This window comes from Synechococcus sp. CS-205 (assembly GCF_025128255.1).
In the GTDB taxonomy this organism is placed as follows: domain Bacteria; phylum Cyanobacteriota; class Cyanobacteriia; order PCC-6307; family Cyanobiaceae; genus Regnicoccus_A.
This window is the reverse complement of sequence record NZ_JAHLZB010000012.1, coordinates 1-14,623: the sequence shown is the minus strand read 5'-3', so window position 1 is coordinate 14,623 and position 14,623 is coordinate 1. Positions and strand designations below refer to the sequence as shown.

Genomic DNA, 14,623 nt, shown 5'->3' with positions numbered 1-14,623 from the left:
GGAACTCAAACCTAGGAACGAAGCTGCACGTAACCTCGCTGGGCTGGACGGTACAGGCCATGACCACTGGCGGGCTGGAAAGCGGGCCCCAACCTTCCCCACCGCGCGGGGCCCGAACGCCCCTCTGGAGTGTCGGCGTCGGTCTTGCCGCTGTGCTGGTGGGGGTGCAGAGCCTGGCGGCCACCACCCCCTTTCCGCAGCAGGTGCTGATGCTGCTCCCCAGCGAAGGGCTGCTGGCGGGCGTTGGAGATGGTTTGCGACGGGGGTACGGGCTGGCGATGGAGGAGACCCTCGCCTGCGGGGTGCAGCCGCCCAGTCTTGGCCTGGGCTGGCTTCCACCGGAACAGGATCCCGAAGCTCTGCTGGCGGGCATTCCGATGCCTGAGTTGTTGATCGCGCCGCCAGCCGTCAACCTGTTGCCCTTCGGTCGCCTGGCCCAGAGCCGGGGGGTGAACGTGCTGCTGCCGCTGCAACGGGGCTACTCACTGCAACGACTGCCCAGCCAGGTGGGCGCTGACAGGCTCTGGCCTGTGCTCCCCACCCGCAGCCTTGAGGCCGACCGGCTGGCCAGGGGCCTGCTGGAAGACGGCAATGGAAAGGTGATGGTGATCCATGACGGTGGTGCTGAGCAGGCCGCCCTGGCTGATCGGTTCGTGGAGACGATCGAAGGAGGGGGCGGCTGGACTGTGGGTCCCACCAACGAACCCGAGGCGATCATCAATCCCGAGCCCGAGCTGATGGACCAGCTGCGCGATGACGTGGGCTGGTACAACCCCGCCTCCCTGGTGGTGATGACGACACCCGACAGTCCCCTGGCCCAGGCCGTGGCCGACCTTGACCTGCCGGAGAACCTGACCCTGGTCTGGCCGTTTCCAGTTCGCCAGCCGCTGCCGTTGGCCCAGCTGGGTGTGGACTCCCTCAGCCGCGGTCCGGGCTGGGATCGCTTCGAGCTGGTGTTCGAGCAACGGTATGGCTACCCCCCCGGTCTGGTGGAAGCCGCCGGGTTTGATACCGGTCAACTGGTGGCGGTCTCCTCCCTTGCGGGGGAGAAGACCCGCTCCTGGTCACTTGACTGGCTGGATCCAAAGGCCAAGCCGCTCGATCTCTGCGACGCCCTCCAGGCCCGTCGTGCGGGTAAGCCGGTTGTCCTGAGGGGAGCAGCCAGCCGCCTTGACCTCACGCCGGGAACCCCCCCCGCCGGGGAATTGCGACTGACACCGCTGAAGGCGGACCCAGGCGCCAGCCGTACCTAGCCTGGGTTACTGCGCAACTCGATCGCCATGGGCCCCGATCCATTCCCGGCGGTGTCCACCGTGTCGAGACCACCGCTGCTGCGCCCCTTCGAGCAGGTGGGCATCGGTGCGATCGCTGAGGTGGGCGGCAAGAACGCCTCCCTGGGGGAAATGATTCGCGAGCTCACCAGCCAGGGGGTGAGGGTGCCCGGCGGTTTTGCCACCACCGCGGCCGCCTACCGCCTGTTTCTCCAGTCCAACGGCCTGGAGGGTCCCCTGCGCTCCATCCTCGCCGAACTCGACAGCGGCGACATAACGGCTCTCCAGAAGGCCGGCCAGGGTGCCCGGGATCTGATCCTGGGGGCCACCCTGCCGTCGGAGCTCGCCGATGCCGTGGCGGAGGCCTATGTCGAGCTGGGAGCAGGACCTGTGGCGGTTCGCTCCAGTGCCACCGCGGAGGATCTGCCTGATGCCAGTTTCGCTGGCCAGCAGGAGACCTACCTGAACGTGCGCGGAGAGGAGGATCTGCTGGCCGCCTGCCGGCGCTGCTACGCCTCCCTGTTCACCGATCGGGCCATTTCCTACCGCCAGATCAACGGCTTCGATCACCTGGAAGTGGCCCTCTCGATCGGGGTGCAGCGGATGGTGCGCTCCGACCTGGGCTCCGCTGGCGTGATGTTCACGCTCGACACCGAAACCGGCTTCCGCAACGCCGTGCTGCTCAACGCGGCCTACGGCCTGGGCGAGAACGTGGTTCAGGGCTCCGTCAACCCCGACGAGATCCTCCTGTTCAAGCCCACCCTCCGTCAGGGCTATGCGGCGATCGTCAGCAAACGCCTGGGCAGCAAGGCCATACGCATGGTGTACGACAAGGGGGGAACGGTGCGCAACGAGCCTGTGCCGGAGCCGGAGCGTGGTCGTTACGCCATCAGCGATGAGGAGGCCCTCACCCTGGCCCGCTGGGCCTGTCTGATCGAGGACCACTACAGCGCCCGCCAGGGGACGTCCACACCGATGGACATCGAGTGGGCCCGGGATGGGGAGAGCGGAGAGCTGTTCATCCTGCAGGCCCGTCCTGAAACAGTCGAATCCAGGCGGTCCGGCTCCGTGCTCTGCCGCTGGCATCTCAAGCCGCATCAGGCGGAGCTGATCACCCACGGACGCGCCATCGGAGCCTCGATCAGCACGGGCCGCGCCCGGGTGATCCTCAACCCCAGTGGCATCGACCGCTTCGAAGTGGGCGATCTGCTGGTGACCGAGCGCACCGATCCCGACTGGGAACCGATCCTGAAGAAGGCCAGGGGGGTGATCACCAACCAGGGCGGACGCACCTGCCACGCCGCGATCATCGCCAGGGAAATGGGCATCACCGCGGTGGTGGGATGTGGCAATGCCACCGAGCTCATCCACGACGGCGAGCCGATCACGATCAGCTGCGCGGAGGGGGAGGACGGCATGGTCTATCGGGGTCTGCTCCGCTACGAGATGGAGGAGCAGAAGCTGGAGCACCTGCCCAGCACCCGCACCCGAATCCTGATCAACGTGGGCAATCCGGAGAAGGCCTTCCGCTTCGCGGCCATCCCTTGCGACGGCGTCGGTCTGGCCCGGCTGGAATTCATCATCGCCAACCACATCCGGGTGCATCCCATGGCCCTGCTTCAGCCGGAGCGGGTGAGCGACCCCGCCGAGCGCGAGGCCATCGCCAGCCTCACCGCCGGCTACGACGACCCCGCCGAGTACTACGTGGACCGGCTCGCCCAGGGCATGGCGCGGATCGCAGCGGCGTTCCATCCCAAACCCGTGGTGTTGCGCTTCTCCGATTTCAAGAGCAACGAGTACGCCCGCCTGCTCGGTGGCCAGGCCTTCGAGCCCGAGGAGGCCAATCCGATGATCGGCTGGAGGGGAGCGGCCCGCTACACCTCCCCGGGGTTCCGTGCGGCCTTCGGGCTGGAATGTCGTGCCCTGCTCAGGGTTCGCTGCCAGATGGGCCTGCGCAACACAATCCCGATGGTGCCCTTCTGTCGCACCCCTGAGGAAGGGGCAAGGGTGCTCGAGGAGATGGCCCGCCACGGACTGGTGCGTGGTGAAGATGATCTCAAGGTGTATGTGATGTGCGAGCTGCCCAGCAACGTGATCGGCGCTGAAGCCTTTTCGCGGCATTTCGATGGATTTTCGATCGGCTCCAACGACCTCACCCAGCTCACCCTCGGCATCGACCGCGACTCCTCCCTGGTGGCGGACCTGTTCGATGAACGTCATCCGATCGTCAAAGAGATGATTCACCTCGCCATCGGCACCGCCCACCGCTGCGGCCGGCCGATCGGCCTCTGCGGCCAGGCCCCCAGCGACTACCCCGAATTCGCCCGCTTTCTCGTGAAGGAAGGCATCGATTCGATCAGCCTCAATCCCGATGCGCTGATCGCCACCCGGCTGGCGATCGCCGCGATCGAGACCGAACTGGCAGCCGCCGGCTGAAAAACCAGCAGGTTGGAGTCGGCCGGGTGGCGGGGTCGATAGCGTCACCTTCCGTCGCGCTGCTCCATGTCAGGCCCGACGTCCCGACCGTGGGACGAGAACCCCCAGGACCCGCCGTTTCACGCCCTCGAAAGCGCTGCGCTGCTGACCCGGCTTGGCAGCGACCCCGAGCGTGGTCTGAGCGACGAGGAAGCGGCCCGTCGCCTCTCCCGCCTGGGTCCCAACCAGCTCACGGAGCTGCCGGGGCGGCCGGGCTGGCTCCGCTTCCTCGATCAGTTCCACAATCCCCTGCTCTACACGCTCCTGATCACGGGCCTGATCAAGCTCTGGATCGATTCCCTCGGTGAAGCGCTGGTGATCTGGAGCGTGACGCTGATCAATGCGGTGATCGGCTTCGTGCAGGAGGATCGGGCCGAGTCCTCGATCGCGGCACTGGCCCAGTCGGTGCGTACGGAGGTGGATGTGGTGCGAGGCGGAAGGGAGCTGCGCCTGCCCTCCGAGCAGCTGGTGATCGGCGATCTGGTAAGGCTGAGCCCTGGCGCCAGGGTGCCCGCAGACCTGCGCCTGCTCCAGGTGCGTGAACTGCGGCTCGACGAATCGGCGCTCACGGGCGAATCACTGCCGGTGACGAAATCGTGCCAGGCGGTTCCGGTGGATGCCGCCCTGGGGGATCGCCGAGGCATGGCCCATGCAGGCAGCTTCGTCACCGCGGGCCAGGCCACGGGGCTGGTGGTGGCCTGCGCCGGCGCCACCGAAGTGGGACAGATCTCCACGGTGCTGCGCCAGCGCCAGAGCCTGAGCACTCCGCTCACCCGCAAATTTCAGCGTTTCAGCCAGACCCTGCTGAAGGTGATCCTGGTGCTGGCGGCCCTCACCTTCGCCGTCGGTCTGATCCGGCAACGGGGTTCCGCCGAGATGTTCGACGGCGCGGTGGCCCTGGCTGTGGGGGCGATCCCCGAGGAGCTGCCGGCGATCGTGACCGTCACCCTGGCGATCGGGGTCAAGCGCATGGCCCTGCGCAACGCGATCATCCGCAAGCTGCCGGCGGTGGAAGCCCTTGGCAGCACCACCGTGATCTGCTCCGACAAGACCGGCACCCTCACCCAGAACAGGATGCTGGTGCAGGAGATCTACGCCGGAGGAGACCTTCGCAGTCTTGAGAGCCTCTGGGGGGAGGATCCCCTGGGGAAGAACCGAGCCATGGGTGAAACCCTGCTGGCGGGGTTGCTCTGCAATGACGCCCGCCACAGCGAGGAGGACGGGCTGGTGGGGGACCCCACGGAAACGGCCCTGCTGGTGGCGGCCCGCTCCGCGGGCCTGGATCATGAGCGCAGCCTGCTTGAGCACCCCCGGCGTGATGCGATTCCGTTCGAGTCCGAACGGCAGTACATGGCCACCCTGCACGGCAGTGCCCGCATCCTGGTGAAGGGCTCCCTGGAAGCCGTGCTGCCCCGTTGCCTCAGCCAGCTTGGCGCCAGCGGCGCGGAGGAGCCCCTCGATCGCGACGCCATCCAGCAAGCCGTGGCCGCCATGGCCAGCCGCGGGCAGCGGGTGCTGGCCTTTGCGGTGGGCTGGGCCCTGCCGCAGCAACCCAGCCTCGAGGAACACCATGTGGCCCGTGGTCTGCAGTTCGTGGGTCTGCAGGGCATGCTCGATCCGCCCCGGCCTGAGGCGGTGGCCGCGGTGGCGGCCTGCCGTGCGGCTGGGATCAGGGTGAAAATGATCACCGGCGACCACCTCGAAACGGCCCTGGCGATCGCCAGCCAGATCGGCCTTGGCCGCGGTGTCGGCCTCCTGGAAGGGCTCGATGGGCCGGCCCTTTCCAGCCTTGCCCCCGATCAGCTGGCCAGCAGCGTGGAGCGGCTGGATGTGTTCGCCCGCGTGGCCCCGGCCCAGAAACTCGAGCTGGTACGAGCGCTGCAGGCCAACGGCGAAATCGTGGCCATGACCGGCGATGGGGTCAATGACGCACCGGCCCTGAAGCAGGCTGACATCGGCATCGCCATGGGTCGAGGCGGCACTGAAGTGGCCCGTGAGGCCGCCGACATGCTGCTCACCGACGACAACTTCGCCACGATCGAGGCCGCCGTGGAGGAGGGACGTGCCGTTTACCTGAACCTGCGCAAATCGCTGGCCTTCGTGCTGCCGGTGAACGGGGCCGCCTCGATGACGATCCTGCTGGCGGCGCTGCTCGGTCTTGAATTGCCGGTCACGGCACTGCAGGTGCTCTGGCTGAACATGGTGAGCTCGCTCACGATGTCGGTGCCGCTGGCCTTCGAGCCCAGGTGCGAAGGCCTGATGCTCCAGCCGCCACGGCCTCCGCAGCAACCGCTGCTCACGGGCGGCCTGATCCGCCGGATTCTGCTGGTGTCGGCCTTCAACTGGGCCCTGATCTTCAGCCTCTTCGCCTGGGGCCGCCACAACGGCCTGGATCTGGCCGGCGCCCGCACCATGGCGGTGCAGGGGCTGGTGCTGGCCCAGATGGTGTATTTGCTCAGCATCAGCCAGGTGAGCAAGGGGCTTCAACGCGCCGCTGAGCGGGGCTGGGGCCAGCTGACCCAGGCTCCGGTGCTGCTGCTGGGTCTGGCCCTGGCCCTGATGCTGCAGTGGGCCTTCAGCCAGCTGGGCTGGATGAACCAGCTGTTCGGAACCCAGACCCTGAGCCTGAAGCAGTGGCTGATCTGTGCTCTGCCGATGCTGCCGATGATCCCTGTGGCCCTGGCGGGACAGCGGCTGGATCCCACCACCAAGCCGCCCGGCCGTGAGCTGGTGCCGGTGGAGCCTGGCGCTTGAGTCCCCAGGCCTGGATCGCCCTGGCCACGGTCGCGGCCGTGCTGCTGGCCACCGCCTGCGGATGGACCCAGCTCACGGCAGCGGCCCTGCTGGGGGCCTCGGGGCTGATCTTCAGCGGTGTGATCAGCCTGCCGGAGGCGGCAGCCAGCGTGGCCCAGGCCCAGGGAACGCTCACGCTTCTGTTTGGAATCATGGTGGTGGTACAGGCCATGGAGAGCACCGGTGCCTTTCCCGTGCTGGCCCATCGGCTGATGGAGGTGGCCCGCGGCGAAGGCCGCAGGCTGCTGCTGGGCCTGGTGCTGCTCACCGCGGCCCTCGGCGCGGTGCTGCCGAATGCCGCCACAGTGTTGCTGATCGGCCCGCTGCTGCCCCCCCTGGCCAGGGAGATGGAGCTGGACCCGCGGCCGTTGCTGATCCTGCTGGTGCTCACGGCCAACAGCTCCGGGCTGCTGACCGTGATCGGTGATCCCGCCACCTACCTGGTGGCCAGCCAGATCGGCCTGGGCTTCCTGGCTTACGGGCGCCAGGTGGCGAGCGCAGGCGTTCTGAGCCTGTTGATGGTGCTGCTCACCCTGCCCTGGCTCTACCGCAGCACCTGGCGACTGAGGCGGCCTGCCCTGCGGCAGGAGGCACCTCAACTGCTCCATCCCAGGGTTTTCAGCGTGATGCTGGCGCTGGTTTTGGCGATGCTGCCCCTGTTTCTCTGGGGTGAGGAGCTGCCCGTGCCCCTGAGGCCCGGGGCAACGGCGCTGGCGGCAGCGGCCGTGAGCCTGGCGGTGGTGCACCGCAGCGGAGTGGTCAGTGTCGAGCGACTGCTCTCCAGGCTCGATTGGTCGACCCTGCTCTATTTCATTGGCCTGTTCGTGCTGATCGGCGGCCTTGAGCGGCAGGGGGTGTTGGCCTCGGCTGCCGTGAGCTTCAGCGGACTGATCAGCAGCGACAGCGGAGCCGGCCCCCAGTGGTTGCTGCTCAGCAGCGCAGCGGCCTCGTCGCTGGTGCCCAACATCCCGCTGCTGGCCACGCTCACGCCTGTTCTGCTTGAGAGCAGCCGCCAGGCGGGGCTTCTCTCAGCGGCTGGGGCGGTGCCCCAGGCTCTGCTGCCGAGCTTCTTCGCCCTGATTCTGGGCGTAACCCTGGGCGGTAACGCCACGATGATTGGCGCTTCGGCCAATCTGGTGGTCGCCGGCATCGGTCGTATGGAGGGATGCCCGATCTCCTTTCGCCAGTGGCTTGGCTTCGGCATACCCACGGTGTTGCTGCAGCTGGCCGCCTCGGCCCTGTGGTTGCAGCAGTTGCCATCGCCCCCCGGCTGACTTGCGCTCCTTGGCGGGACTGGAGCTGATCAACCACGCTTAACGGAGTCATAGGCAACGCAACTTCATTGGGCCACCACTTGAGCAGGAGAAACCCCTAAGGTTTTCGACTCTCCCTCAAACCGCACAACGCGATGACCGTCCCCTTCTTCGAGACGGCCTGGTTGATTCCGCTGTACCCCTTAATCGGCGGTTTGTTCTCCTTCCTCTGGTCCCCTGGTCTGATCAGCCAGAGTGGACCGCGGCCAGCCGGGTATCTCAACCTGGTGATGAACTTTCTTGCGTTCAGCCATGGCCTGCTGGCCTGGATCGGTTGCTCCGGCCGCAGCCTCAGCTTCACCTGGACCTGGCTCTCCACCGCCGGGCTCACCATCAATTTCGACGCCACGATTGATCGCAGCGTGTTGATCGCCATCACGATGATCTGCGGTGTCCATCTCCTGGCCCAGGTCTATGCGATCGGCTATCTGGAGATGGATTGGGGCTGGCCCCGCTTCTTCGGATCCTTGAATCTCTTCGAAGCCGGTCTCTGCGCCCTGGTGGTCACCGATTCGCTCTTCTTCTCCTATGTGGTGCTGGAGCTGCTCACCCTGGGTACCTACTTGATCGTCGGCACCTGGTACAACCAGTCGCTGGTGGTGAAGGGGGCCCGGGATGCCTTTCTCACCAAACGGGTGGGTGACCTGGTGCTGCTGGCCGGGGTGATCGCCCTGCTGCCGATGGCGGGCAGCTGGAACTTCAACGACCTGGCCCTCTGGGCCGCTCAGGCCAAACCGTCGCCGGCCCTCACCTTGATCCTGCTGGCCCTGGTGGCTGGCCCGATGGGCAAGTGCGCCCAGATCCCTCTTCACCTCTGGCTGGATGAAGCGATGGAAGGTCCCCTGCCCTCCACGATCCTGCGCAGTTCGGTGGTGGTGGCGGGTGGTGCCTGGGTGCTGCTGCGTCTGCATCCTCTGCTGGCCATCAGCCCCACCGCCCAGGCCTTCCTGGTGGTGGTGGGCGGCACCACGGCCCTGGTGGGGGCGTTGATCGCCCTGGCCCAGGTGGATATCAAGCGGGCCCTGTCGTTTCTGGTGAGCAGCTGGTTCGGCCTGCTGTTCATGGCCGTGGGTTGCGGATCTGTGGACGCGGCCTGGCACATGCTGTTGATCTATCCTCTGCCGATGGCTCTGCTGCTGATGTCCGTGGGCACGGTGATCAGCAGCAATGTCACCCAGGACCTCACCCAGCTGGGGGGACTGTGGTCGAGGCGGCCACTCACGGGGATGGCCTTTCTGGTGGGTGCCGCCGGCCTGGTGGCTCTGCCTCCTCTGGCCGGTTTCGGCGCCCTGAGCGAACTGGCCGGCTCTTTGCTCGATGGCCCCGCTCCATCGGCTCTGCTGGCGGTGCTGCTGCTCACCAATGCCTTGATCAGCGCTGGATTGGTGCGCATCTTCCGGCGGATCTGGGGCGGAACCCCATCGGTCTTCACGGCCCGCTCGGCTGAGGTGCTCTGGCTGATGGTGCTGCCCACGATGGTGGGAGCGGGCCTGGTGCTGCACCTGCCGGTGCTGCTGGCCCCCACGCCGTTCGGTGCCATCAGCTGGGGCCCCCTCGCCCTGCCCCTGGTGGCCTCCACCCTGCTGGGGGGAGCGCTCACCTGGCAGCAGCTCCCTCATCCCCTGGATGGCCTGCAGCATTGGCTGGCGGCCGACCTGCACACCGAAACCTTCTACCGCCGTACGGTCGTGGGTCTGGTGGTGGTGCTGGCAGCGGCCAGCCACTGGGTGGATCGTCGCCTGGTGGATGGCTTCAGCGAACGCAGTGGCGGTCTGACCATGGAGGGGGCCCGTCGGCTCAGCTACAGCACCTCAGGCCGGGTGCAGGGCTATGCGCTCACGGTGCTGATCGGCGTGCTGCTGATGGGGGCCTGGATCCTTGTGCGCCAGCCGTCCCTGGCGCCGTCCCTGCTTCGTTTCTGACGCCCGTCGTCTCCCCAGCCGTCAACTTCCATGCTGCTTCTCCTCCTGTTGCTTCCCCTGGCGGCCGTGCTGGCGATGATCGTCGCTCCAGCCGGCCCCTGGCCCCGCCGCCTGGCCCTTGTGATCCCCGGCCTGCAGTTGCTGCTGATGGGCCGGATGGCTGTTCAGCCTGCCGCCGATCTGCGGTTGGAGTGGCTGCCCCAGCTCGGACTCGATTTTCACCTCGGCCAGGACGGCCTCTCGCTGCCGCTGGTGGGCCTCACGGCCCTGCTCACATTGATGACCATCGCGGCCACCAGCAGGGAGATGCCCAGGCAGAGGCTGTTCTTTGGCCTGGTGCTGGCCACCAACCTGGGCCTTCAGTGGGCCTTTCTGGCCCGCAATGGCCTGCTGTTCGTGATCGCGTTTGAGCTGATCCTGATCCCCACCACCATGCTCATCGCCATCTATGGGCACGAGCGCAGCCGTCAGGCCGCCATTCGCTATCTGCTGTATGGCGCCGTGTCGGGGGTGGCCCTGCTGTCGGCGGTGCTGGCCCTCGGCCTGCTCAATGCCAATGGCTTCAGCCTCGCCTACGACGACATGGCCACAGCGGCGCTACCTCAGGGCTCCAGGGTCTGGATCCTGGGGTTGCTCGTGCTGGCTTTCGGTCTGAAATTACCGGCGGTTCCCCTGCATGGCTGGCAGCCCCTCGCCTACAGCGAGTCGTCGTCACCGGTGGCGATGCTGCTGGCCGGTGCCATCTCCAAGCTCGGGGCCTATGGCCTTTTGCGTTTCGGTGTGGGCTTCATGGGTGAGACCTGGGAAGCCTGGGCGCCCCTGATCGCCTTGGCGGGCACCGCCGGTGCGGTCTATGGAGCGCTCAACGCCATCGCCCAGACCGACATGCGCCGGCTGGTGGCCTACAGCTCCCTCGGGCACATGGGTCTGCTGGTGCTGGCTCTGGCGGCCGCCACCCCCTTGAGCCTTCAGGGGGCCGTCGCCCAGGTGCTCGCCCACGGGGTGATCTCCTCGCTGCTGTTCTGTGTGGTGGGCCTGATCGAAGCCAAGACGGGCACCACCGAGATCGCCGAACTCTCCGGCCTGCTCAATCCCCTGCGCGGTCTGCCCTTCACCCTGGGCATGTTCCTGCTGGCCCTGATGGCCGCCGCTGGTCTGCCCGGCATGGTGGGCTTCGTGGCAGAGCTGGTGGTGTTCCAGGGCAGCTGGAGCGTGTTCCCCTTGCCCACCCTCGGTTGCCTGTTCGCTTCCGGTCTGACGGCGGTGTACGCGATTCGGTTGTTCAACCGGGTGGGCTTCGGCAAGCTCGACAACGCCAAGGCCTTCTATCCCGCCACCACGTGGCCCGAGCGATTGCCGGCCCTGGTGCTCTCGGCCTTTGTGCTGGTGGGTGGCCTCTGGCCACCGCTCACCCTGGGCTGGAGTGAATCCGTCACCACACCCCTGGCTCGTCACCAACCCCTGATCGCGTCTCTTTCCGCCGCCCCTTCAATCCTTCAGGAGCTCCCCTCATGACGGTGCTGACCCCGAAGCCCACGGCCCTGCCCCCCTCCACCCACCCCTTCGCTGAGGTGGTGCAGCGGCTGGAGGCGGGTGGCTCCATGCTTCCAGACACGCCGGAGAACCTCAAGCAGATCATCGGCATCTACAAGGCCTACGCCGTGCCGATGGACTTCTACTGGCGTGATCTACTCTACATCGCCGAACGGGTGTTCCTCAATCCCCTACCGGCCTTCAAGTATTTCCCCAGCCAGGAGTACCTCGATCTTCCCAATTCCTATGCCGGAGAGAGCGCCGACCTGCGCATCTGGCGTGGGGAGGCCGGGGCTCACCCCGAACTGCTGGAGTTCATGCACAAAGGGGAGACGGGGCGGATGCCCAAGCTGCTCCACCACCTCTGGCACGACCGCATCAACATGGAGTTTGCCGAGGCCTGCATGGATGCCATGTTCTGGCACCAAGGCATGAGCGGACGCTTCTACGACTATCTGGAGGGCGACACCTACAAGGCCAATGCTGATCGGGCCATCAAGGCCTATTTCAAGGGCAACCCCCTGATGCTTGGACTGCACAAGCTGTTTCCGGAGATGTTCCTGGAGCAGGTGCGGAAGCTCAGTTACTACGCCAACCTCGGTCTGTTCTGGGAGGTGATGGCACCGGTCTTTTTCGAGATGAGTGACATCTACGACGAAGGGGGCTTCGCCGGAGTGCCAGATGCCATGAATTTTCTGGTGAATGGCATCTTTGCTGTGGCCGGCCGGCCGATCTATCACCACGTTTACATCAATGGAGAGTGCCTGGAGATCATTCCCAAGTCTGAAGGATTCACCTGGCTGTATGAAGCGGCTCTGCCGTATGTGGAAGCTGTGTTTTACCGCACTGCCCCATTCCGAGGCACCAAGTCGTACAACGCTCAGGCGGGGCAGGTGCCGGCTGACCAAGCGGATTTCCACTACGGCATTCTTTATGCTGATGTCTTCCCTGTGGGATCCGCCGGTATTCCTCCCACCCTGCTGATGCAGGACATGGTCCATTTTCTGCCCCCTTATCTCCAGGAGATCTACCTGAACCATCGCCGCGGTGAAGAAGACCAGCTGATCCAGTTGGGCATCACTTTCCAGAGATCGATGTACAACGTGACATCAGCTGTGATTCAGGCCCTTCGGGCCGCGTTGTTCTATCCACTGGATGACCCTGACCCCGAGCACCTGCTCGCCAACCGTCGCTTCTTCGAAAGCCAGATGGATCGTTTCCTCAGACCCGAGGCACGCCTGCGCGACGTGCAGTCCCAGGAGTACCGCTGAGCTGCTCCACCGTTCCCTCCTCCCCCATTACCGTGGCCGACATTCTTGATACCGCCCGTGCGGCAGGTTGCTTTCAGACTTTGCTGGCTGCTGTCGAAGCCGGAGGGCTGCTCGAAGCCCTCGCCAGCCCGGGTCCATTCACTGTGTTCGCACCGGTGGACGATGCCTTTGCAGCTCTTCCGCCGGGCACCGTTCAGACCCTGGTGCAGAATCCACCGCAGCTGGCGCGCATCCTCAAGTACCACGTGCTCTCAGGGCAGTACACGCAAGAGGATCTGCTCGCGCGGGACGAGTGGACCACCCTGGAAGGAGCGCCTTTGCCGATTCGCCGGGCCGATCCTTTTGAAGTCAAAAATGCCAGTGTGAATGCGGCCGATGTGGTCTGCGACAACGGCATCGTGCATGTGATCAACCGGGTGATGCTACCCGGTTGAAGGCCTGAAGATCTTTCAATTGAATGTTTTCGCTTCGAGACTGTCTTAAGAGCTTGGCGATCCGCTTTCTTCTGCCTGGCGGTTCTGTGGCTCGGAGTGGTGGAGCGAGGAAAGTTGGGGGCGAGGGTATGGGAGGCCGCGATGGGCGAAAGCTCGTTTCGCTCGCATCAGCAGATCGGTGCGATAAACGAACTCATCACGGGCATCAATGGGATAGGAGCGCAACTTGAACTGGGTTCCCCATAGATGCTCTTGCATCACGACAACGATTGGCAGTCTCAACTGGGTGTACTGACTGCTATAGGCTGCCTGATAGAGGATGTTCATCACCAGATCCACATCAACATCATGATCGAAATAAACATCTGTGGTCACCTGGGCCTCCAGATGGCCGCTGTTGGCATTGGAGACCGGGTCGGTCCATAGAACATTATGGGGAATGGTCACTGTATTGTCGTCTGGGGTGAGAAGTTGAAAACTGCGCAATCCATAACCGACGACTTCCCCATACTGCTCACCAACTCTGACACGATCGCCCACGCGATAAGAGGCTTCAAACAGCGAAACTACACCCGCGATGATTGAGCTGACATAGTCTTTGAATGCGAAGCCCAGCGCCACAGCCAGCGTGCCGGACAGAGCCAGAAGATTGTTCTGATTGAGATTGAGAAACTGCTCGAGAAGGTAGGAGACCGTCACGATCAGGATCAGTCCCTTGAGGAACGGTACAGACTGCTTGATCAGCAGCCGATGACGCCTTGCCACCTTCTCAGACAACCAAGAGGTGAGCCGTTCGATCAGGAAGATACCCGCGATGGCCAGGAGAGTGGCAACGACTGCGCTAATCGTCTTCAACAGCGTGACTTCGGTCAAAATGCGCTGCTTGGTGGTCTCGGCCCTGCCTACGGCCGGCAGGATTACAACAGCAGCCGTAAATAATGCTGGGCGAAGCACTCGGTGGACATTGAGAAGTTCCATTCCCATGGCGTCAAGACTCCCCGGTGAAGTGATTGCTGTTTGCCAGCTCCTTGACGAGGCAAGGGTAGTGGGCAGGCATCACCGACAGCTCCCCGCCAGAGTCCTGGAGTACGCCCTCTGCGAGCAACCTGTGGATGCGCGGCTCAAGGCGGTGGCTGGGTAACCCGAGTCCGAAGGCGAGATGGCTCCTGCGCATGGTTCCGTGGATCAACAGGCTGTGCAGGAGGTAGCGGTCCTCATCCGTCAGGCTGGGGAGATCGGGAAGCGCGGGTCTGCTCTGACGGACTTTGCCGCTCTCGTCATCCGGGTCCACCCGTAACCCTCCCAACCAGAGCTCAGATGCGATCCGGTAACTGCCACAGGATAATTCGGACAGCTGGATCCATTGGTCCGGTTCTGTGTCGTTGGCTCCTTCGCCACTGGATTCGTGGTGATCGGGAGAGGACGCGTCGGTCTGATTCAAGCCCAGTTCGTTGGCCACTGGTGCCAGCCAGTATCCATTCAGGGGTCGGGATGGCTCGCCAGGAACTCCGCTCCTGCTGATCTCTTGACGGCACGGTAATTCCCGCTTGTATCTCAGGCAGAGACTCCATGAGATGCCCACCCCTCCGGCCGGAATATCAGAAACGGATT

The 14,623-nt window shown here is 65.0% G+C and carries 10 protein-coding genes; 8 read left to right on the top strand and 2 right to left on the bottom strand.

Annotated features, from left to right (window positions below):
- The first annotated feature begins 59 nt into the window (after positions 1 to 59).
- The 8 genes from KQ297_RS02355 to KQ297_RS02320 all read left to right on the top strand — a co-directional run bounded on the left by KQ297_RS02355 (position 60) and on the right by KQ297_RS02320 (position 13,012).
- Positions 60 to 1,253 (top strand): histidine kinase, encoded by a 1,194-nt coding sequence (locus KQ297_RS02355; protein ID WP_259738013.1) that lies wholly within the window; start codon positions 60 to 62, stop codon positions 1,251 to 1,253.
- Positions 1,254 to 1,280: 27 nt separating this feature from the next.
- The gene (gene ppsA, locus KQ297_RS02350; RefSeq protein ID WP_259738012.1) at positions 1,281 to 3,707 is read left to right on the top strand and encodes a phosphoenolpyruvate synthase; all 2,427 of its coding nucleotides are present in this window, start codon (positions 1,281 to 1,283) and stop codon (positions 3,705 to 3,707) included.
- Between the two features lie 66 nt (positions 3,708 to 3,773).
- On the top strand, positions 3,774 to 6,500 hold the full coding sequence (locus KQ297_RS02345; protein ID WP_259738011.1) for an HAD-IC family P-type ATPase: 2,727 nt from the start codon (positions 3,774 to 3,776) through the stop codon (positions 6,498 to 6,500).
- Positions 6,497 to 7,813, top strand: coding sequence for an SLC13 family permease (locus KQ297_RS02340; RefSeq protein ID WP_259738010.1), 1,317 nt, complete (start codon positions 6,497 to 6,499; stop codon positions 7,811 to 7,813). The genes KQ297_RS02345 and KQ297_RS02340 overlap by 4 nt, the downstream gene beginning before the upstream one ends.
- Before the next feature lie 134 nt (positions 7,814 to 7,947).
- A complete protein-coding gene (locus tag KQ297_RS02335; protein ID WP_259738009.1) occupies positions 7,948 to 9,774 on the top strand; it encodes an NAD(P)H-quinone oxidoreductase subunit F in 1,827 nt (608 codons plus the stop codon).
- Between the two features lie 30 nt (positions 9,775 to 9,804).
- Positions 9,805 to 11,289, top strand: a complete 1,485-nt coding sequence (locus KQ297_RS02330; protein ID WP_259738008.1) for an NADH-quinone oxidoreductase subunit M — start codon at positions 9,805 to 9,807, stop codon at positions 11,287 to 11,289.
- Positions 11,286 to 12,578, top strand: a complete 1,293-nt coding sequence (locus KQ297_RS02325; RefSeq protein WP_259738007.1) for a CO2 hydration protein — start codon at positions 11,286 to 11,288, stop codon at positions 12,576 to 12,578. Before KQ297_RS02330 ends, KQ297_RS02325 begins: the two co-directional genes overlap by 4 nt.
- A 32-nt stretch (positions 12,579 to 12,610) precedes the next feature.
- On the top strand, positions 12,611 to 13,012 hold the full coding sequence (locus KQ297_RS02320; protein WP_259738006.1) for a fasciclin domain-containing protein: 402 nt from the start codon (positions 12,611 to 12,613) through the stop codon (positions 13,010 to 13,012).
- 45 nt (positions 13,013 to 13,057) lie between these two features.
- Here KQ297_RS02320 and KQ297_RS02315 read toward each other — a convergent pair whose 3' ends face one another.
- Entirely contained in the window at positions 13,058 to 13,990 is a 933-nt protein-coding gene (locus KQ297_RS02315; protein WP_259738005.1) for a mechanosensitive ion channel family protein, read from the bottom strand.
- 10 nt (positions 13,991 to 14,000) lie between these two features.
- A complete protein-coding gene (locus KQ297_RS02310; RefSeq protein ID WP_259738004.1) occupies positions 14,001 to 14,471 on the bottom strand; it encodes a hypothetical protein in 471 nt (156 codons plus the stop codon).
- Between the last annotated feature and the right edge of the window lie 152 nt (positions 14,472 to 14,623).